Source organism: Azoarcus sp. TTM-91 (assembly GCF_012911025.1).
Classification (GTDB): Bacteria; Pseudomonadota; Gammaproteobacteria; order Burkholderiales; family Rhodocyclaceae; genus Azoarcus.
The window spans coordinates 79517-98611 of the sequence record NZ_WUEI01000006.1 but is presented as its reverse complement, the minus strand read 5'-3'; the positions used below and the strand labels follow the sequence as shown (position 1 = coordinate 98611).

The 19095-nt window shown below is 68.4% G+C and carries 18 protein-coding genes and 1 pseudogene; 12 read left to right on the top strand and 7 right to left on the bottom strand.

The window, feature by feature from the left end; translation table 11 throughout:
- The 6 genes and pseudogenes from pqqE to GRF61_RS03570 form a co-directional block, all read right to left on the bottom strand.
- Positions 1-1123, bottom strand: a pseudogene (pqqE, locus tag GRF61_RS03595) (pyrroloquinoline quinone biosynthesis protein PqqE); the annotation flags it as partial.
- Between the two features lie 179 nt (positions 1124-1302).
- Positions 1303-1557 (bottom strand): pyrroloquinoline quinone biosynthesis peptide chaperone PqqD, encoded by a 255-nt coding sequence (pqqD, locus tag GRF61_RS24715; RefSeq protein WP_248281094.1) that lies wholly within the window; start codon positions 1555-1557, stop codon positions 1303-1305.
- Between the two features lie 176 nt (positions 1558-1733).
- A complete protein-coding gene (gene pqqC, locus GRF61_RS03585) occupies positions 1734-2498 on the bottom strand; it encodes a pyrroloquinoline-quinone synthase PqqC (RefSeq protein ID WP_211165720.1) in 765 nt (254 codons plus the stop codon).
- Between the two features lie 64 nt (positions 2499-2562).
- Entirely contained in the window at positions 2563-3474 is a 912-nt protein-coding gene (gene pqqB / locus GRF61_RS03580; protein ID WP_169149340.1) for a pyrroloquinoline quinone biosynthesis protein PqqB, read from the bottom strand.
- Between the two features lie 57 nt (positions 3475-3531).
- Positions 3532-3606, bottom strand: coding sequence for a pyrroloquinoline quinone precursor peptide PqqA (gene pqqA / locus GRF61_RS03575; RefSeq protein ID WP_133592210.1), 75 nt, complete (start codon positions 3604-3606; stop codon positions 3532-3534).
- Between the two features lie 233 nt (positions 3607-3839).
- Entirely contained in the window at positions 3840-4742 is a 903-nt protein-coding gene (locus GRF61_RS03570) for a LysR family transcriptional regulator (RefSeq protein ID WP_169149348.1), read from the bottom strand.
- 211 nt (positions 4743-4953) lie between these two features.
- Here GRF61_RS03570 and GRF61_RS03565 point away from each other — a divergent pair, with 211 nt between their 5' ends.
- The 3 genes from GRF61_RS03565 to GRF61_RS03555 all read left to right on the top strand — a co-directional run bounded on the left by GRF61_RS03565 (position 4954) and on the right by GRF61_RS03555 (position 7969).
- Positions 4954-5649 carry a haloacid dehalogenase type II gene (locus tag GRF61_RS03565; protein WP_169149339.1) on the top strand — a complete coding sequence of 232 codons (696 nt, stop codon included), beginning with the start codon at positions 4954-4956 and terminating at the stop codon, positions 5647-5649.
- Positions 5650-5740: 91 nt separating this feature from the next.
- The gene (gene aceB / locus GRF61_RS03560) at positions 5741-7345 is read left to right on the top strand and encodes a malate synthase A (RefSeq protein ID WP_169149338.1); all 1605 of its coding nucleotides are present in this window, start codon (positions 5741-5743) and stop codon (positions 7343-7345) included.
- 303 nt (positions 7346-7648) lie between these two features.
- Positions 7649-7969 (top strand): hypothetical protein, encoded by a 321-nt coding sequence (locus GRF61_RS03555; RefSeq protein WP_169149337.1) that lies wholly within the window; start codon positions 7649-7651, stop codon positions 7967-7969.
- A gap of 82 nt (positions 7970-8051) precedes the next feature.
- Here GRF61_RS03555 and GRF61_RS03550 read toward each other — a convergent pair whose 3' ends face one another.
- Positions 8052-9611 carry a hypothetical protein gene (locus GRF61_RS03550; protein WP_169149336.1) on the bottom strand — a complete coding sequence of 520 codons (1560 nt, stop codon included), beginning with the start codon at positions 9609-9611 and terminating at the stop codon, positions 8052-8054.
- A gap of 442 nt (positions 9612-10053) precedes the next feature.
- Between GRF61_RS03550 and GRF61_RS03545 the strand changes: the two genes are divergently transcribed.
- The 9 genes from GRF61_RS03545 to GRF61_RS03505 all read left to right on the top strand — a co-directional run bounded on the left by GRF61_RS03545 (position 10054) and on the right by GRF61_RS03505 (position 19009).
- Positions 10054-10254: a hypothetical protein gene (locus tag GRF61_RS03545; RefSeq protein ID WP_169149335.1), complete on the top strand. Its 201-nt coding sequence runs from the start codon at positions 10054-10056 to the stop codon at positions 10252-10254.
- A 152-nt stretch (positions 10255-10406) separates the two neighbouring features.
- Positions 10407-11345, top strand: coding sequence for a nucleoside recognition family protein (locus GRF61_RS03540; RefSeq protein WP_169149334.1), 939 nt, complete (start codon positions 10407-10409; stop codon positions 11343-11345).
- A 175-nt stretch (positions 11346-11520) separates the two neighbouring features.
- Entirely contained in the window at positions 11521-11892 is a 372-nt protein-coding gene (locus GRF61_RS03535) for a CidA/LrgA family protein (RefSeq protein WP_169149333.1), read from the top strand.
- A complete protein-coding gene (locus GRF61_RS03530) occupies positions 11889-12623 on the top strand; it encodes an LrgB family protein (RefSeq protein WP_169149332.1) in 735 nt (244 codons plus the stop codon). The genes GRF61_RS03535 and GRF61_RS03530 overlap by 4 nt, the downstream gene beginning before the upstream one ends.
- Positions 12624-12736: 113 nt before the next feature.
- On the top strand, positions 12737-14302 hold the full coding sequence (locus tag GRF61_RS03525) for a hypothetical protein (RefSeq protein ID WP_169149347.1): 1566 nt from the start codon (positions 12737-12739) through the stop codon (positions 14300-14302).
- Positions 14303-14464: 162 nt separating this feature from the next.
- Positions 14465-16513 (top strand): elongation factor G, encoded by a 2049-nt coding sequence (gene fusA, locus GRF61_RS03520; RefSeq protein ID WP_169149331.1) that lies wholly within the window; start codon positions 14465-14467, stop codon positions 16511-16513.
- A gap of 5 nt (positions 16514-16518) precedes the next feature.
- Positions 16519-16782 (top strand): DUF4212 domain-containing protein, encoded by a 264-nt coding sequence (locus GRF61_RS03515; RefSeq protein WP_169149330.1) that lies wholly within the window; start codon positions 16519-16521, stop codon positions 16780-16782.
- Between the two features lie 167 nt (positions 16783-16949).
- Positions 16950-17210, top strand: coding sequence for a DUF4212 domain-containing protein (locus GRF61_RS03510; protein WP_169149329.1), 261 nt, complete (start codon positions 16950-16952; stop codon positions 17208-17210).
- An 11-nt stretch (positions 17211-17221) separates the two neighbouring features.
- Positions 17222-19009 (top strand): sodium:solute symporter family protein, encoded by a 1788-nt coding sequence (locus GRF61_RS03505; RefSeq protein ID WP_169149328.1) that lies wholly within the window; start codon positions 17222-17224, stop codon positions 19007-19009.
- Positions 19010-19095 lie beyond the last annotated feature (86 nt).

Here is a 19095-nt window from a genome sequence, read left to right as displayed (position 1 = left end):
CTGCGGGAGCGGGCGGGGTCGCGGAACAGCAGCGGCGCAACGGCTGGCGGCCGGGGATGGTTGGCCTGCGCCACCGCTTCCAGCACGAGACCATGATCTGGCGAGCGGGCGCAGGCGGGATCGGCGGCGGCGGGGTCGCCGGCGAGTTGCCAGGCCTGGCAGCGGCAGCCGCCAAGGTCCTTCTCCTTGTCCGGGCAGCGACGGCAGGGATCACGCATCCAGCCATCGCCACGGTAGCGATTGAAGCCTTCGGAGCGGTACCAGATGTCGGCCACCGCCTGCTCGCGCACATTGGGAAAGGCCAGGCCGGGCAGCATGCGGGCGGTATGGCAGGGCAGGGCAGCGCGGTGCCGTCGGGCGTGACGGTGAGGAAGACCTTGCCCCAGCCGTTCATGCACTTCTTCGGCCGCCCTTCGTAATAGTCCGGCACGACGAAGAACAGCCGCATGCGCTCGCCCAGGCGGGCGCGGTAGTCGGCGACGGTGCGTTCGGCGCGCTCCAGCTGGGCGCGGCTGGGCAGCAGGTGGTCGCGGTTGTGCAGGGCCCAGGCGTAGTACTGGCTGTTCGCCAGCTCCAGGTACTCGGCCTCGACTTCGATGGCGAGCTCGATGATGCGATCCAGATGGTCGATGTTGAGGCGGTGGATGACGCAGTTCATCACCATCGGCCAGCCCTGGGCCTTGATCAGCGCGGCGACACGGCGCTTGAGGTCGAAAGTGCGGGTGTGGGAGAGGAAGTCGTTCACCTCGCGGCTGGCGTCCTGGAAGGAGAGCTGGACATGGTCCAGCCCGGCGGCGCGCAGCGCCCGCGCCCTGGCCTCGGTGAAGCCGACGCCGGAGGTCAGCAGATTGGTGTAGTAGCCCAGCCGATGGGCCTCGGCGACCAGGATTTCGAGGTCATCGCGCAGCAGCGGTTCGCCGCCGGAAAAGCCGCATTGCACGCTGCCAGCGGCGCGCGCCTCGCGCAGCACCCGCAGCCAGTCCTCGGTGCCCAGCTCGGCGCCGGTGTGGGCAAAATCCACCGGGTTGTAGCAGAAGGCGCAGTGCAGCGGGCAGCGGTAGGTGAGCTCGGCGAGCAGCCATAGCGGCGGGCCGGGCTGCGCGGGGGGCGGAATCATGTCCATCTGCTGGGGCTCCTGTTCTGCGATGTCGGAATAGTGGAAGAGCAGCTGCCCGCCGACTCCGGGTGCCTTTCAGCGCTCGAACTTCGACAGGCTCATCTCGAATGGGGCTGGCTCAGTTCCAAGCCACAGGCGGCCAAAGCGGATTGCGCCCCGTGGCGCCAGCCGCCCTGCCCCGCGCCTCATCCGCCCTGCACCCAGCCGCGCTCGCGGGCGTGGCCGAGGAAGACCGCCACCTCCGCCTGCAGGCCGGTGGTGTCGAAGGCGGCTTCGAGGTCGGCGGTCAGCGCGGCGGAGTCGCGGCTGCCGTCGCAGCGGAGCAGGATCTCTCCCGCGCTGCGGTTGAGCTTCACCATGCCTTCCGGGTAGAGCAGCACCCAGGCCTGCTGCGCCTCTTCCCATTGCAGGCGGAAGCGGGGCGACAGGCGGGGAGCCAGGCCCCTTGCCGGAGAAGGCGCGGCGACAGCCGGTTGGCCGGCGAAGCCCGCGGCGGACAGGGCCACATCGCCGCTGCCCGGCGCGCCCTCCCGCGCCGGCACCGCCTCGCCGGCGGCTACCTTCAGCGCAGCGCCTTCGCGCGCCGCCTCCCGGTCAGCCGGAAAACCCGCCGCGCTCATGCCTTCGCTCCCTTGATCTCGATCTCGCACTGGTCGAGCAGGATGGCGTCGGCCAGCGCCCACAGCACGTCCAGCTTGAAGCGCAGGATGTCCACCGCCCGCTCCTGCAGCGCGCGGCTCTGGCCGAAGTAGTCCAGCGTGAAGGCGAGGCCGTGGTCCACATCCCGGCGCGCCTGCTGCAGGCGCTTGCGGAAATAGGCCAGGCCTTCCGGCTTCACCCAGGGGTAGTGCGCCGGCCAGAGGTCGATGCGCTGCTGGTGGATGTGGGGCGCGAACAGCTCGGTGAGGCTGCTCGCCACCGCCTCCTGCCAGGGCTGGCGGCGGGCGAATTCGACATAGGCATCCACCGCGAAGCGCGCCGCCGGCACCACCCGGCGCAGCGACAGCAGTTCCTCGCGGACTATGCCCACCGCTTCGGCCAGCGCGATCCAGGCCTCGATGCCGCCGGGGTCGTCGCCGCGGCCGTCGTGGTCCAGGATGCGCTGCACCCACTCCCGGCGGATCTCGCGGTCCGGGCAGTTGGCGAGGATGGCGGCATCCTTGCGCGGGATGGCGAGCTGGTAATAGAAGCGGTTCGCCACCCAGCCCTGCAGCTGGGCGCGGCTCAGCCGACCCTCGGCCATCAAGCGGTGGAAGGGGTGATGGATGTGGTAGCGGGATTCATGGCCGCGGAGGCGGGCCTCGAAGGCGGCCCGGCTCAAGGGCGGTTCATTAGCGCTGCCCTGATGCAGCGCGGGTGCGGCCAGCGTGGCGGTGTCCATCATCTGCGTTCTCCCTGGCGGTAATCGCGCCGACCGGCTCCGTGGGACGCCGCCCTGCTCCGGCTCACAGCGTGATCTCCATGCCGTCCCAGGCCAGCTCCACCCCGCGGGCGGCGAGTTCGGCATGTTCCGGGCTGTCTTCGTCCAGCACCGGGTTGGTGTTGTTGATGTGGATGAGCACCTTGCGCGTGCTGTCCGGCAGCCGCGCCAGCCACGCCAGCATGCCGCCGGCGCCGGACAGCGGGAGATGGCCCATCTCCCGCGCGCGACGGCTGGAGACGCCAAGGCGGATGAGCTCATCGTCGGTCCACAGCGTGCCGTCCACCAGCACGCAGTCGGCCTCGCGCATCGCGCCCCACACTGCCGGCGTCATCTCCCCCAGGCCGGGGGCGTAGAACAGCCGGCGGCCATTGGCGGCAATGAGGCTGATGCCGACGTTGTCGCCCTCGCGCGGGCGGTCGCGGTAAGGCGAATACGGCGGCGCATTGCTGTGCAGCGCCAGCGCGGACAGCGTCAGCCCCGGTACGCCGTCCACCGCCACCTCGCGCGCCAGCGGCAACTCGTGCCAGTCCAGCCCGCAATAGGCGGAGAGCAGGGGGAACAGCGGATAGGCGCCGCTCAGATCCTCATGCACCGCGGCGGTACACCACAGCGCGTGCGGTTGCAGGTGCTCGCGCAGCATCAGCAGGCCGGTGCTGTGGTCGATCTGGGCGTCGATCAGCAGGATGGCGGCGATGGCGCTGTCGCGCAGCGCACGCCCCGGCTGCAGCGCGGGAAAGCCGCGCAGTTGCTGCAGCACGTCCGGCGAGGCGTTGAACAGCAGCCAGTGCTCGCCATCGCCGCTGGCGGCGATCGAGGACTGGCTGCGCGCCCTGGCCCGCAGCGTGCCGCCGCGCAGGCCGCTGCAGTTGCGGCAGTTGCAGTTCCACTGCGGAAAACCGCCGCCGGCGGCGGCACCGAGGATGCGTATCTTCATCGCGGATGGATTCCGGATGCCCCGGCGCCGCGTTGGCCGCGCCGCCGGGGCGCTCGCTCAACGGGTGGCGATGTACATGGTGATTTCGAAGCCGAAGCGGAAATCGACTGCGCTCGGGGTTTCCCATTTCATGGCGGTTCTCCTGTCGGTGGATGGCGGACCTGGGCGGTCCGGCGGCGGCCCGGTTGAGCCGACGCGAACAGAAGCATGCGCGCCAGCCCGGCAGGCTGGCGTCCGCAAAAACCTGAAGCTGGGATCGTGATTTTCGGGAACGAGGGGGCCTGATCTTCGCCACGCCGGAGAGCAGCGATAAGGCCGGGGGCGCTCCCTGGCTCAGCGCCGCCACTGCCCGGCAGCTCGGCGCCTCAACCTGCCTGCCGCCAGTAATCCGCCCTGCCGTAGCGGTTCTTGAAATGGTCGATCAGCAGCCTCACCCGCAGCGCCAGCTGGCGGCGCTGGGGAAAGACGGCGTAGATGCCGGTGACCGGCGCGGCAAATTGGTCCAGCACCGACACCAGCCGGCCGGCGCGCAGGTCGGCTTCCACCTCCCACAACGAGCGCCAGGCCAGGCCCTCGCCGGCCAGCGCGGCGTCGTGCAGCACCGCGCCGTCGTTGCACTCCAGGCGGCCGCTCACCCGCACCGCCACCACGTCACCGTCGCCGGTGCGGAACAGCCAGCCGCGCTGCTGGCCGAGCGACAGGCAGGTGTGGCGGATGAGGTCATCCGGCGTCACCGGCACGCCGCGGCGGGCGAGGTAGTCGGGGCTGGCGACCACGACCCGGCGGTTTTCCGCCAGCCGTACCGACACCAGGCTGGAATCCGCCAGGCCGCCGATGCGGATAGCGCAGTCTATGCCCTCGTTGGCGAGGTCCACCAGGCGGTCGGTGAGGTCCAGCGTGCAGCTCACCTCCGGGTTGGCTTCCAGGAATTCCCGCACGAGCGGCGCCACATGGCGGCGGCCGAAACCGGCCGGCGCCGAGATGCGCACATGGCCGCTGGCCTTGACGCCGCCCAGCGTCACCGAGGCTTCGGCGTTGGCAAGGTCGTGCAGGATGCGCTGGCAATCTTCGAGGAAGGCGCTGCCCTCGAAGGTGAGGGCAATGCTGCGGGTGGTACGCACCATCAGCTTCACGCCCAGGCGCTGTTCCAGCGCGTCCAGCCGGCGGCCGATCACCGCCGGCGTCACCCCTTCCAGCCGGGCGGCGGCGGAGAGGCTGCCGCGGGTGGCGACGTTCACGAAGCTCTCGATCTGCTTGAGATGGTCCATCTTGTACCAGAAGTAAAAGATCAATTGATCTTAGCGCATCTTCTGTATCGAACGCGTGCGCAATAGACTTGGCCTCAATACGGGGTGAGAGGAGACGCTACCCCCAGACGAGCGGACCGCCGCGGGACGATCTCCCGCCGCCGGCGCCGCCCCCAACAAGAACGAACCGGCGGGCCCACGAGGCCCGGCATTGCAAAGCTCGGACATCGCCATGACTGCTGCGCCCCGCCTGAAAGCCGTTGTCTTCGACGCCTTCGGCACCCTGTTCGACGTCTATTCCGTCGGACTGCTGGCGGAGCAGCTCTTCCCCGGCAAGGGCGAGGCGCTGGCGGCGCTGTGGCGGCAGAAGCAGATCGAGTACTCGCAGCTGCGCACCCTGGCCGGACGCCACCGTCCGTTCTGGGAGCTGACGCGCGACGCCCTCGATTTCGCCGCCCGCAAGCTGGGCCTGGCGATGTCCGAAGCAGCCGGTACCCAGCTGCTGAACCAGTATTCCTGCCTGTCGCCCTTCCCGGAGAACGCGGCGGCGCTGCGCGAGCTGAAGGCCATGGGCGTACCCACCGCCATCCTCTCCAACGGCACGCCGCAGATGCTGGAGGTGTCGGTGCGCAGCGCCGGGCTGGCAGGCCTGTTCGACCATGTTTTGTCGGTGGAGAAGGTGGAGCGCTACAAGCCGCATCCGGACGCCTACGCGATGGGCCCGGCGGCGCTGGGCTGCGAGGCACGGGAGATCCTGTTCGTTTCCGCCAATGGCTGGGATGCGGCCGGCGCCACCTGGTTCGGCTATACCACCTTCTGGATCAACCGCGGCGGCCAGCCGGCCGAGGCGCTGGACGTAAGCCCCCACGGCAGCGGCGACAGCCTGGGCGACGTCGTCGAATTCGTACGCAAGCGGCGGCCCGGCTGAGCCCGCCGCCCTGAAACAGCAAAGCGGCACCGGCGGCCACCGCCGGCGCCACCCGAACATCGAATCAACCGGAACGACAAGGAGCATGACCATGAGCCAGACCCTGGACCTGCCGCAAGGCCTGCAGATCAACGCCCCGCTGCATCCCCGCTTCGACCAGATCCTGAGCCGCGACGCGCTGGAACTCGTCGCCAAGCTGCACCGCGCCTTCGAGCCGCGCCGCCAGGAACTGCTGAAGGCCCGCGTCGCCCGCCAGGCCCGCATCGATGCCGGCGAGTTGCCGGATTTCCTGCCGGAGACCAAGCACATCCGCGAAGGCGACTGGAAGGTGGCGCCGCTGCCCAAGGCGCTGGAGTGCCGCCGGGTGGAGATCACCGGCCCGGTCGAGCGCAAGATGATCATCAACGCCTACAACTCGGGCGCTGATTCCTACATGACCGACTTCGAGGACTCCAACAGCCCGAACTGGTACAACCAGATCCAGGGCCAGGTGAACCTCTACGACGCCATCCGCCGCGAGATCAGCTACACCAACGAAGCCGGCAAGGTCTACAAGCTCAACGACAAGATCGCCACCCTGCAGATCCGCCCGCGCGGCTGGCATCTCGACGAAAAGCACGTGCTGGTCGACGGCCAGCGCGTCTCCGGCGGCATCTTCGACTTCGCGCTGGTGTTCTTCCATAACGCCAAGGAACAGATCACCCGCGGCGCCGGCCCCTTCTACTACCTGCCGAAGATGGAGTCGCACCTCGAAGCCCGGCTGTGGAACGACATCTTCGTGATGGCGCAGGACCACATCGGCCTGCCGCAGGGCACCATCAAGGCCACCGTGCTGGTCGAGACCATCCTCGCCACCTTCGAGATGGAAGAGATCCTGTACGAACTGCGCAACCACTCCGCCGGGCTGAATGCCGGGCGCTGGGACTACATCTTCTCCTGCATCAAGAAGTTCAAGAACAACAAGGACTTCTGCCTGGCCAACCGCGGCGCCATCACCATGGAAGTGCCCTTCATGCGCTCCTACGCGCTGGCCCTGGTGCAGGCCTGCCACAAGCGCGGCGCCCCGGCCATGGGCGGCATGAGCGCGCTGATCCCGATCAAGAGCGACCCGGTCGCCAACGAAAAGGCGCTGGCCGGCATCCGCCACGACAAGACCCGCGACGCCAACGACGGCTACGACGGCGGCTGGGTGGCGCACCCGGGCCTGGTGCCCATCGCCATGGAAGAGTTCGTGAAGGTGCTGGGCGACAAGCCCAACCAGTGGGAAAAGCAGGTGAGCGGCAACTACGGCCCGAAGGACTGGATGAACTTCCAGCCGGAACAGCCCATCACCGAAGCCGGCGTGCGCAACAACATCAACGTCGGCATCCACTACCTCGGCAGCTGGCTGGCCGGCAACGGCTGCGTGCCCATCCACAACCTGATGGAGGACGCCGCCACCGCCGAGATCAGCCGCTCGCAGATCTGGCAGTGGGTGGTGAGCCCCAAGGGCAAGCTGGATGACGGCCGCAAGGTCACCGCCGAGATGGTGCGGGCGATGATCCCGGAAGAGCTGGCCAAGGTGAAGGCCACCGTGACCGCCGCTGGCGAGAAGACGGAAACCTACGAGCAGGCGGCGGCGATCTTCGAGGAAATGAGCCTGTCGGCCAACTTCCCCGAGTTCCTCACCCTGCCGCTGTACGAAGCGATGGAGTAATAGCCTCGCCCGGCCCACGCGAGCGGGCCGGCTTGGAACAATGGGCGCACCCGCAATGGGTGCGCCCTTTTTTTGCGCCCGCGCGCCACCGCCCGTCTTGCCCCCGGGGTGAGCGACAGGCACAAAGCCGGCGATTCGGCGTCATCCGGCATTTCCGGGGGTGCGCGGCGGGAAAAGGCCTGCGGCATTTGTCGCGAATGGCACAGGCGCGTTGCGCCCCGTCCTGAAGAATCAGCGGCTTACGGACTGGCGCGGAAATTGATTCAGGCGCCCATCCTGTTTACATGAAGACCGGAGGCACCCATGTCCGAAGTCATCCAGTTCCCCCTCCAGAATCAACAGAAGCGTTCGGACCTCGAAGCCGTCATCGACACGGCCCTGAGCACCATCCCGGAAAAGGAGCGGGAGAAGCTCCGGTTCGAGCTCATCAAGACGGTGGACAGCTATGACGCCTTCTTCACCGAGTGGTCGCTCAGCCTGCCGAGCGACGGCAACGAGACGTTGAAGAAGCAGATCTACGACATCGCGCATCAGGAACATGAAAGGAAGATGCGCCTGCTCGCGGACATCATCCGGCTCAAGATCCAGGTTCTGGTCGCCCAGTACCATCGGCGACGGCCTTGAACGCCGGGGTCCAGTACCCCGGCGCTGGCCATGCGCGGAGCAGCCGCGGCCGCAGCCTTGGCTCGGCCCGGCCGCGCGCGCCTCAGGGGCAGACCTTGGTCGTCGGCCGGTTGTTACGGTCCACCACCGTGTCCTGTGCCAGCGAGAAGTAAGGATCGCAGGCCGGCGCCGTCTGCCCGGTGGTCAGCGTCACCGTGGCGGAGGGGCTGCCCTCGGCACCACTGCCATCCACCGGCCGCAGCTGGTAGCGATAGCTGGACTGCGGCGCCAGACCGCCATCCACCCAGGAGGGCCCGTCCACCGGCGTGGCCGTCAGCGGCTGCAGCGGGCCATCCATTCCGGTGCCACGGTAGAGCCGGTAGCCAGTGGCGCCCTCCACCGGCGACCACGCCAGCGCGACCTGGCTGGCGGAGGCATCCAGCACCTGCAGCGTCGGCACCGTGGTGGGGCTGACGCCCACCGTTCCGCTGCCGCCGCTCGCCAGCCGCTGCACCATGCGCCAGATGGCGGCGATCTGGGTGCCGTCCTTGGTCGCATAGTGGCCGGCGGCCTGGTAGCCGAAGTCGCCGTAGCCCCACCAGTCCCAGCAGCCCTGCGGATTGAAGGGCGTGAGCGGCACCGCGGTGGTGGCCGCCGTCTGCGGGTAGAGCACCACGATGCGGTTGGCGTCCGCCCATTCGTTGAAGCCTGCGCCGGTGACGAAGGCGGTGCCGATGTTGCCGGACTGCTGCTGGCAGCCGTGGAAGGCGACATGCAGCCGGCAGGGCTGGCCGGCGGCGCAGGCAGCCGGCAGGTAGAGGTAACCGCCATCGGCCATCGAGGCGCGGATGGCCGGCAGCGAGCCGCCGTCGCGCTGGATGTAGGGCCGCTGGTCGAAAGCCAGCACCTGCCCGCCCAGGCTGCCGCTGGCGGTGCGCTGCAGCGGGCCGTAGAAGAGTTGCAGCGCCACGCCGGCGGCGTCGTAGGCGGCACTGCCGGATGCGCTGGCGGCCGGGCACTGGTTGATGAAATTGCCGCCGGTGATGGCGCAGGGGTTGCAGCTGGCCCCCTCGGCCACCGCCGCACCACTGCCACCCGCCGCGCAACTGGCGGAAATCTGCGCATGGGCCGCGCGCAACTCGTCCTTGTAGAAGATCTGCCCCGCCGGCACGAAACCGCCATACCAGCTCTGCAGCGCGTCGCTCACCGGCCGCTTGACGATGCCATCGTTATAGCCGTGGAAGATCCACACCCGCTGCTGCGCCAGGTTGGCGCTGTCGTCTATCAGCCCGCGGGCGCCCCAGGCGCGCACCGCGGCGCTCATCTGCGACAGGTCGGTAGCGGTGATGGGCACCGCCGGATAGCTGGGATCGCCCTGCATGCAACGGGCGATGGCACGGCTCACCCCTGCCCCCGCCCAGGAATCCTGCCCGGCGCAGAAATAGGGCCCGCCTGCGGTGGCGGCCACGCCGGTGACGGTCGCCGAATGCGCGGTACCGAACTGCACCGCCATGAAAGCGCCGGAAGAAATGCCGGACACGGTGGTCTGGCCCAGGTCCAGATTCAAGGCCGGCAGCGGCTCCGCCGCGGTGGCGGCGGCGCTACCCAGCAGCCATATCAGGGCCAGCCCGGAAAGCGCCCGGGCATGCGGATTGGTCTTCATTCCACGTCTCCTTGTTGCACCGCAAAAGATGCTGGAAACATAGTTTGAGGACCCGCGGGGAGCAAGGCACTTCATCCATTCGTATTGATTTCGCCACCCGTTTTGGGGAATGCGATTGGGCTGAAGAACGAAAGTTCTACGCCGTCGGTGCAACACCGGGGCGCTTTCACAGTCACTCATCCTTTGGCCTTGCGCCGCCTGGGAGCGGGCAAGGGCGCAAGCCGCCCCCGCTACGCCGGGCAGGCCGCTTGCAGGAAGAAGCGGTAGGGCTGCCGCTCGCCGCTACGCCTTATTGTGGAATTCCACACGGGCGCGCAGCGGGCAGGAGGTCTAAGCTAGAGCTGAATTTGTGCATTGCACAAAGCCCCTCGGGCGGCCGGCGGCGACTGCCGGAAAGTCATAGAGGGGCATAAGAAGACAAGATCCCGACAGGAGAACCGTTATGGACCGCTGGAGCAAAATTACCGAATTCCTGGCCTGTGGCGTGCTCGTGCTGCCCCTGGTCATCGGTTTCGGCATGCGCAGCTTCGAAGCCTTCGCGCTTACCCTCGCGCCGATGCTGCTGATGCTGATCACGGTGACGCTGGGCGCCCCGGCGGTGCCCGCTCCGGTGGACGACGACGAGCACCGCAAGGACGACTGAGCCCGCACCCCGTCGCCTCACAGCGGTACGCCGCCAACGGCGCCGGATTCCGGGCGCCCCGGCACCAGCCTTCCCCGCGGCCGCCCACCGGCTCGCGTTGAGGCCGCCCTGCGGTTAGCATCTGCTGCCCCGCAAAAGAACAACAAGGCCGCATGGACCTGCTGACCGACATCATCCTGCGCGCCGGCCGCTCGGCCATCGAACTCTCCCTCTTCGTGTTGCTGCCGGTGATGGTGGTGATGCTGTCGCTGATGCGGCTGCTGGAAGCGAAGGGCGTGCTCGACTGGCTGGTCGCCCGCGTTGCCCCCCTGCTGCGCCCCGCCGGCCTCACCGGGCTGGGCGTATTCGCCGCGCTGCAGATCAACTTCGTCAGCTTCGCCGCGCCGGTGGCCACGCTGACCATGATGGAAAGCCGCGGCGCCTCCGACCGCCACCTCGCCGCCACGTTGGCGATGGTCATGGCGATGGCGCAAGCCAACGTCACCTTCCCGATGGCCGCCATGGGCCTGCAGTTCGGCCTCACCCTGCTGCTGTCGGTGCTCGGCGGGCTGGTGGCCGCGGCCGCCACCTACCACGGCTTCGGCCGCCGCCTGTCCACCGCCGAGGGCACGGTGGACGAAACCCTGCACCACCACGTGGCGGACAGCGCCAAGGGCGTGCTGGACGTGATCAACCGCGCCGGCGCCGAGGCCTTCAAGATCGCGGTGGGTGCCATTCCCATGTTGGTGCTGGCGCTGGTCGCGGTGATGGCGCTGCGCGCCACCGGCGCCATCGATGCCCTCAAGGATGTATTGACGCCGCTGCTGGCGCTGCTGGGCATCGACCCGGCGCTGATCCTGCTCAGCCTCACCAAGTACATTGCCGGCGGCACCGCGATGATGGGCGTGATGGACGAGATGCTGAAGAGCGGCACCACCACCGTCGCCACGCTGAACCACAGCGCCGGCTTCCTCACCCACCCGCTGGACGTGGCCGGCGTGGCCATCATGATGTCCGCCGGCCCGCGGGTGGCGGCGGTGTGGAAACCGGCCGCGCTGGGCGCGGTGGTGGGCATCGTGGTGCGCACCGCTGGGCATGTGCTGCTGACCTGATCCGCGACCTGGCCGCTGCCTGGGGCAGCCTGCCTGGCGCCACCAGGCCGAGGCTGCAGGCAGCGCCAACAACCGCGCAGCGCCGATGCCGTACTGCAGCATTGGCCGCCGCATCGGCTATGCTCGCTTACCCCCGGCGAACCTCCCCGCGCCGGGCCGACAAGCGAGATAGACCATGCTAGGCGCTCTCACCCTGCTGCTGTTGTTCCAATTGATAGGCGAAGTGATCGCCCGCGCGCTGGCGCTGCCCATTCCCGGCCCGGTGATCGGCATGGGCCTGCTCTTCCTCGCCTTGCTGCTACGCGGCGGGCCGAGCGAGGAATTGCGCACCACCTCCGGCACGCTGCTGATGCACCTCTCCCTGCTGTTCGTGCCCGCCGGCACCGGCATCGTGCTCTACGGCGACCGTCTGGCCGCCGAATGGCTGCCGCTGACCGCCGCGCTACTGGGCAGCACCGCCCTCGCCATCGCCGTTACCGCGCTGGTGCTGCGCGCGCTGATGCGCCGCCGGGAAACGCCGCGCGCCAGTGGGGAGGCCCGGCCATGAGCCACAGCCTCAGCGAAATCTGGGTCTATCTCTCCGCCACGCCGCTGCTCGGGCTCACCCTCACCCTGCTCGCCTACCAGGCCGCCTTCTGGCTCTACCGCCGCGCCGGCTTTCATCCGCTGGCCAACCCGGTGCTGCTGTCGGTCAGCTTCATCGCCGTACTGCTGCTGGTCACCGGCATGCCGTACAAAACCTATTTCGACGGCGCGCAATTCGTGCACTTCCTGCTCGGCCCGGCCACGGTGGCGCTGGCGATTCCGCTCCATGCCCAGTGGCCGAAGCTGAAGGCGATGGCCGGGCCGCTGGTGATCGCGCTGGTGGCCGGCTCGCTCACCGCCGCGCTGTCGGCCTACGCCATCGGCGCGCTGCTTGGCGCCAGCCGGGAATCGCTGATGTCGCTGGCGCCCAAGAGCGTCACCACGCCGATCGCGATGGCGGTGGCCGAAAGCCTGGGCGGCCTGCCCTCGCTCACCGCGGTGCTGGTGATCACCACCGGCATCCTGGGCGCGGTCGGCGCGCGCTACCTCTACCGTCTGCTGCGCATCGACGACCATGCGGTGCGCGGCTTCGCCATCGGCATCGCCTCCCACGGCATAGGCACCGCCCGCGCCTTCCAGGTGAGCGAACAGGCCGGCGCCTTCGCCGCGCTGGCGATGGGATTGAACGGCCTGCTCACCGCCGTGTCCCTGCCCTGGCTACTGCCCTGGCTGGAAAGACTGCTGGGCCGCTGAGCCCCTCCCCGCCGACCGACCGCTACCCAAGGAGCCTCCGCGTGGCCACTGCCCAGCACCGCAACACCCTCTTCCGCTGGTTCGACCGCAACATCCTGGAACTGGGCCGCGAAATGCGGCTGTCCTACCTGCCGCCGCTGATGGTGTATTGCGCCTACGGCATCTCCACCCTCACCGGCATCGTCGGCACCTTCTTCATCAAGGACTACCTGGACCTCTCCGCCGCCTTCATCGCCGCCCTCGGCTTCTGGGCGGTGATCCCCTGGGCGCTGAAGATGCCCATCGGCCACCTGGTGGATCTGCTGTGGCGCTACAAGGCGGGGCTGGTCTACCTGGGCGCGCTGCTGATCGCCGCCAGCCTGCTGATCATGATCGGCCTGCTCGGCCAGCCTGAGGCAATGACGGCAGTGATGCCGGCCAGCGCCTGGTTCGTGCTCTCCACCCTGCTGGCGCCGGTGGGCTACGTGATGCAGGACGCGGTGGCCGACGCGATGACGGTGGAAGCGGTGCCGCGGCTGGATGAGCGTGGCCAGCCGCTGCCGGCCGAGGACATCCGCCTCATGCACACCACCATGCAGATGCTGGGCCGGGTCGCCATCATCGGCGGCAGCGTGCTGGTGTCCCTCGCCAACGTCGTCATGTTCCAGGGCGCGGCCGGGCTGGGTGAAGCGGAGAAGGTAGCGATCTACCTGCGCATCTACGAGTTCGCGCTGGCGATTCCGCTGCTGTCCATCAGCGGCGTGCTGCTCGCAGGCTGGCTCAAGCGCAGAGAGGCCCAGCGGCTACGGGCGCTGGGCCGCAGCGAGGCGGAGATCGCCCGCGCAGTGCACGAGCCGGAAGAAACCACCTCGCCCAACTGGTGGGTACTGGGCGGCAGCGCGGTCTTCGTCACCCTCACGCTGAGCCTGGGCCTGTCAGACTTCGAATACAGCCAGGAAGCCATCTTCCTCGGCTCCTTCGCCGTCATCGCCTTCCTCATGCGCCGCCTGCTGGGCGAGCTGGAACCGGCGGCGCGGCGCACCCTGCTGGGCACCGCCATCGTCATCTTCGTGTTCCGCGCCATGCCGCTGCCGGGCGCCGGCGCCACCTGGTGGATGATAGACGTGCTCGGCTTCGACCAGTCCTTCCTCTCCCGCCTGGACCTCATCACCAGCGGCCTCACCCTGGCCGGCCTGTTCCTGTTCCGCCGCTTCATGGCGGAGCGCTCCATCGCCTACATCGTCGTCTTCCTCACGCTGGCGACTACGCTGCTGTCGGTGCCCATCATCGGCATGTTCCATGGCCTGCACGAATGGACCGCCGCCCACACCGGCGGCGTGGTGGATGCACGCTTCATCGCCATCGCCAACACCGCGCTGGAATCGCCGCTGGGCCAGGTTTCCATGGTGCCGATGCTGGCCTGGATCGCGAATTCCGCACCGCAGCACCTGAAGGCCACCTTCTTCGCGGTGATGGCCTCCTTCACCAACCTGGCGCTGTCTGCCTCCCAGCTCGCCACCGAGCACCTCAACCGCATCTACATGGTCACCCGCGAGGTGAAAGATACCGCCGGCACCGTCACCACCCCGGCGGATTACAGCGAACTCGGCGGCCTGCTGCTCACCATCGCGGTGCTCACCCTGCTGCTGCCCCTGGCTGCGATCTGGCTCACCCGCCGGGCCGGCCTGAAGAGCGCCTGAGCAGCCAGCCGCTGCCGGCAGCGGCTGCCGCAGCGCAACACGCCGCCGCCCGGCGGCCGGAACTTTGATCCCGCGCATTGCCTGCGCAGGGGCGTCGGACGGACACTGCGCGCATAAACAAGAAGACTCACAAGAAAACACGCGCACGTCGGGAGACCAGCCATGACGCCCAATTCCGTCCACGACATCCGCAACATCGCCTTGCTCGGCCCCGCCGGCGGCGGCAAGACCAGCCTGCTGGAAGCCCTGCTCGCCGCCGGTGGCGAGATCGGCAGCGCCGGCAGCGTGGAGCGCGGCGACACCGTGTCCGACCATGACGTACAGGAGAAGGCGCTGGGCCACTCGCTCAACGCCACCCTGGCCCACCTGGAATGGGCCGGCCACTGGATCAACCTGGTGGACGCCCCCGGCCTGCCCGACCTCGCCGGCCGCGCGCTGGCGGTGCTGCCGGCGGTGGAGACCGCCGCCATCGTCATCAGCGCCAGCGCCGGGGTGGACAGCGCCAGCCGCCGGCTGATGGCCGCCGCCGCGGACAAGTGCCGCCTCATCATCGTCAGCAAGATGGACACCGCCGGCGCCGACTGCGCCGCCACCCTGGGCGAGATCGTCGCCGCCTTCGGGCCCGAGTGCCTGCCGCTCAACCTGCCGGCGGCCGACGGCCAGGACGTGGTGGACTGCTTCTTCGCCCCGGACGCCGCCGCGGCCACCGCCTTCTCCAGCGTCAGCGCCGCCCACGAAGCCATCGTCGATCAGGTGGTGGAGCTGGACGAGGCGCTGATGGCCGCCTACCTGGAGCAGGGCGAGAGCCTGACGCCGGACCAGCTGCACGCCCCCTTCGAACAGGCCCTGCGCGAAGGCCACCTGGTGCCGGTGTGCTTCGTCTCCGCCCGCAGCGGCGCCGGCGTGCGCGAACTGCTGGACATCCTCGGCCGGCTGATGCCCGACCCCACCGAAGGCAATCCGCCGCGCTTCCTCAAGGGGGAAGGCGTGGCGGCAACGCCGGTGGTGGTCGCGGCCAGCGCCGAGGGCCACGTGCTGGCCCATGTGTTCCAGATCGCCAACGACCCCTACCGCGGCAAGCTGGCGCTGTTCCGCATCCACCAGGGCCGCATCACGCCCAACTCTCAGCTCTTCATCGGCGACGGCCGCAAGCCCTTCAAGGTCGCCCACCTGCTGCGCCTGCAAGGCCGCAACGCGGTGGAAACGCCGCTGGGCGTGGCCGGTGACCTGTGCGCCGTGGCGCGGGTGGACGAGATCCACCACGACACAGTGCTGCACGATTCCCATGACGAGGACGCCTTCCACCTCGCCGCGCCACCCTACCCGCAGCCGGTGCACGGCCTGGCGCTGATCGCGCGCAAGCCGGCGGACGAGCAAAAGCTGGCCGAGGCGCTGGCCCGGCTGGTGGACGAAGATCCCTGCCTGGAAGTGAGCTTCGACCCGCGCAGCCGCCATACCGTGGTGCGCGGCCTGGGCCGCCAGCACCTGCAGATCGTGCTGGAGCAGCTCGCCAGCCGGTGGAACCTGCAACTGGACACCGCGCCGCCGGCGGTGCCCTACCGCGAAACCATCAGCATCAGCGCCGAGGCCCGCTACCGCCACAAGAAGCAGAGCGGCGGCGCCGGCCAGTTCGGCGAAGTGGCGCTGCGAGTGGAGCCGCTGGCACGCGGCGCCGGCCTGGAACTGGCGGACGAGGTGAAGGGCGGCACCATTCCCACCCACTTCATGCCGGCGGTGGAGAAAGGCGTGCGCCAGGCACTGGCCGAAGGCGCCCACGCCGGCTTCCCGCTGCAGGATCTCAGGGTGGTGGTGACCGACGGCAAGCACCATGCGGTGGACTCCAACGAAGTCTCCTTCGTCACCGCCGCCCGCCATGCGCTGATCGAGGCGGTGCGCGCCGCCCGGCCGCAGGTGCTGGAGCCGCTGCTGGAGTTGACGGTGAAGATCGCCGACGCCCAGTTCGGCGAGGTGAGCGCCGAGCTCGCCGGCCGCCGCGGCCGCCTCACCGCCACCGACAGCCCCGCGCCCGGCTGGACCACGCTCTCCGCCCGGGTGCCGATGGCCGAGCTGGACGGCTTCGAGGCCAGGCTGAAGGCCATCTGCGGCGGCGAGAGCGAGTTCGCCCTCAGCGCCGCCGGCTACGAGGCCGCCCCCGCCGAGATCCAGGACCGCCTGGCCCAGGCCCACAAGGGCGCCAGCCCGCAACACTGACCGCCATGACGCTGACCGCCAGACACCGCGCCTACTGGCGCCGCAACCTCACCCTGACGCTGAGCCTGCTCGCCCTGTGGTTCCTCGTGTCCTTCGTGCCCGGCTACTACGCCACCGCGTTGAACGACATCGTCTTCCTCGGCTTTCCGCTGGGCTTCTATGTCTTCGCGCAAGGCACGCCGCTGGTTTATCTGCTGATCATCGGCGTCTACGTACTGGCCATGAACCGCCTGGATAAGCACTACGGCGTAGGCGAACACCGGCGTTAATCAAATAGAAAAATTAAATAAAACAATCAGATTTTTATAAGGAACTTGTAAGCTTTCTCTTCCAATACTGCGCAAGTCCGTCCGCTGCGACCGGTTCAACAGGATTCCACGCCCTTCGTTGCGGCACGGGCCTTCCACACCGAAGAACGCATAAGAGGAGACAAGCAATGGAAAAGCCCAATGGAGGGGAAGCTTACTGGCGGGCAACGCTGGGTTTGCTGACCACCGTACTGGTCCTGTGGTTCATCGTGTCCTACGGCTTCGGCATTCTGCTGCGGCCGATTCTCGATGGCATCCACCTCGGCGGTTATCCGCTCGGCTTCTGGTTCGCCCAGCAGGGCTCGATCTACGCCTTCCTGGCGCTGATCTTCTGGTACGCGGCGCGCATGAACAAGATCGACCGCGAACACGACGTCCACGAAGACTGAGGGATAGGCACATGGACCTGAAACTGCTCACTTACATCATCGTCGGCCTGTCCTTCGTCCTCTACATCGGCGTTGCCATCTGGGCCCGCGCGGCCAGTACCGGCGAGTTCTACGTCGCTGGCGGCGGGGTGCACCCGGTGGTGAATGGCATGGCGACGGCGGCCGACTGGATGTCCGCCGCGTCCTTCATCTCGATGGCCGGCCTCATCGCCTTCCTCGGCTACGGCGGGTCGGTCTACCTGATGGGCTGGACCGGCGGCTACGTGTTGCTGGCGGTGCTGCTTGCGCCCTACCTGCGCAAGTTCGGCAAATTCACCGTGCCGGAATTCATCGGCGACCGCTATTACTCCCGCACCGCCCGCATCGTCGCCGTGGTCTGCCTGATCTTCATCTCCTTCACCTATGTGGCGGGGCAGATGCGCGGCGTTGGCATCGTGTTCTCCCGCTTCCTGGAGGTGGACATCACCACCGGCCTGATCACCGGCATGGGCCTGGTGTTCTTCTACGCGGTGCTCGGCGGCATGAAGGGCATCACCTACACCCAGGTGGCGCAATACGTGGTGCTGATCTTCGCCTACACCATCCCGGCGGTGTTCATCGCCCTGCAGATCACCGGCAACCCTCTGCCACAGCTGGGCCTGGGCGGTACGGTGGAAAGCGGCGAACCCTTCCTGCACAAGCTGGACACGGTGGTGCAGGAGCTGGGCTTTGCCGCCTACACCTCGTCCAGCATGTCGACGATCAACATCTTCGCCATCACCTTCGCCCTGATGGCGGGCACCGCGGGCCTGCCCCACGTGATCGTGCGCTTCTTCACCGTGCCCAAGGTGAAGGACGCGCGCTCGTCCGCCGGCTGGGCGCTGGTCTTCATCGCCATCCTCTACACCACTGCGCCGGCGGTGGGCGCCATGGCCAGGTACAACGTCCATGCCACGGTGAACAGTGCGGTCACCGCCAGCGGGGGCGACCTGTTCGCCACCGATTCGGCGCTGCTCTATGAGGCCCGGCCAGAATGGATGCGGCGCTGGGAGCAGACCGGCCTGCTGAAGTTCGAGGACAAGAACGGCGATGGCCGCATCCAGTACTACAACGACAAGAACACCAGCGCCGGCTTCACCGCCCGGGCGGAGGCCGCAGGCTGGAAGGGCAACGAGCTCACCGTGGATAACGACATCATGGTGCTCGCCAACCCCGAGGTCGCGGGCCTGCCGAACTGGGTGATCGCGCTGGTGGCGGCAGGCGGCATCGCCGCCGCGCTGTCCACCGCGGCGGGGTTGCTGCTGGTGATCTCGGCGGCTATCTCCCACGACCTGCTGAAAGGGGTGTTCATGCCGCACATCTCGGAGAAATCCGAGTTGCTGGCGGGCCGCCTGGCGGCTGCAGTGGCTGTGATGATCGCCGGCTACCTCGGCTACAACCCGCCAGGGTTCGTCGCCCAGGTGGTGGCCTTCGCCTTCGGCCTTGCCTGCGCCTCGCTCTTCCCCACCATCCTGCTGGGCATCTTCAGCAAGACGATGAACAAGGAAGGCGCGATCAGCGGCATGCTCGTCGGCCTGGGCTTCACCTTCGGCTACATCCTCTACTTCAAGGGCATCTTCATCACGCCGATGGCGGAAAACATTCCGGCCAACTGGCTGTTCGGCATCTCGCCCGAAGGGATAGGCATGGTGGGCGCCATCCTCAACGTGGTCGTCGCCCTGGTGGTGTCCAAGCTCACCGCGCCATGCCCGGACCACATCCAGCATATGGTGGAGGACATCCGCACGCCGCGCGGCTCCGGGCTCGCCCACAGCCACTGATACCCGCAGGCTTGCCCTGAGCACAGCCCCGCCGGCCACCGGCGGGGCTTTTCACTTTCCACCGGCGCAATGAAGAAGGCCGCCCT

What these genes read in the sequence shown, in the direction of transcription:
- pqqC (WP_211165720.1), bottom strand. Translation starts at nt 2,498, where the DNA reads ATGGACACCGCCACGCTGGCCGCACCCGCGCTGCATCAGGGCAGCGCT.
- pqqB (WP_169149340.1), bottom strand. Translation starts at nt 3,474, where the DNA reads ATGAAGATACGCATCCTCGGTGCCGCCGCCGGCGGCGGTTTTCCGCAG.
- GRF61_RS03570 (WP_169149348.1), bottom strand. Translation starts at nt 4,742, where the DNA reads ATGGACCATCTCAAGCAGATCGAGAGCTTCGTGAACGTCGCCACCCGC.
- GRF61_RS03565 (WP_169149339.1), top strand. Translation starts at nt 4,954, where the DNA reads ATGACTGCTGCGCCCCGCCTGAAAGCCGTTGTCTTCGACGCCTTCGGC.
- aceB (WP_169149338.1), top strand. Translation starts at nt 5,741, where the DNA reads ATGAGCCAGACCCTGGACCTGCCGCAAGGCCTGCAGATCAACGCCCCG.
- GRF61_RS03555 (WP_169149337.1), top strand. Translation starts at nt 7,649, where the DNA reads ATGTCCGAAGTCATCCAGTTCCCCCTCCAGAATCAACAGAAGCGTTCG.
- GRF61_RS03550 (WP_169149336.1), bottom strand. Translation starts at nt 9,611, where the DNA reads ATGAAGACCAATCCGCATGCCCGGGCGCTTTCCGGGCTGGCCCTGATA.
- GRF61_RS03545 (WP_169149335.1), top strand. Translation starts at nt 10,054, where the DNA reads ATGGACCGCTGGAGCAAAATTACCGAATTCCTGGCCTGTGGCGTGCTC.
- GRF61_RS03540 (WP_169149334.1), top strand. Translation starts at nt 10,407, where the DNA reads ATGGACCTGCTGACCGACATCATCCTGCGCGCCGGCCGCTCGGCCATC.
- GRF61_RS03535 (WP_169149333.1), top strand. Translation starts at nt 11,521, where the DNA reads ATGCTAGGCGCTCTCACCCTGCTGCTGTTGTTCCAATTGATAGGCGAA.
- GRF61_RS03530 (WP_169149332.1), top strand. Translation starts at nt 11,889, where the DNA reads ATGAGCCACAGCCTCAGCGAAATCTGGGTCTATCTCTCCGCCACGCCG.
- GRF61_RS03525 (WP_169149347.1), top strand. Translation starts at nt 12,737, where the DNA reads ATGCGGCTGTCCTACCTGCCGCCGCTGATGGTGTATTGCGCCTACGGC.
- fusA (WP_169149331.1), top strand. Translation starts at nt 14,465, where the DNA reads ATGACGCCCAATTCCGTCCACGACATCCGCAACATCGCCTTGCTCGGC.
- GRF61_RS03515 (WP_169149330.1), top strand. Translation starts at nt 16,519, where the DNA reads ATGACGCTGACCGCCAGACACCGCGCCTACTGGCGCCGCAACCTCACC.
- GRF61_RS03510 (WP_169149329.1), top strand. Translation starts at nt 16,950, where the DNA reads ATGGAAAAGCCCAATGGAGGGGAAGCTTACTGGCGGGCAACGCTGGGT.
- GRF61_RS03505 (WP_169149328.1), top strand. Translation starts at nt 17,222, where the DNA reads ATGGACCTGAAACTGCTCACTTACATCATCGTCGGCCTGTCCTTCGTC.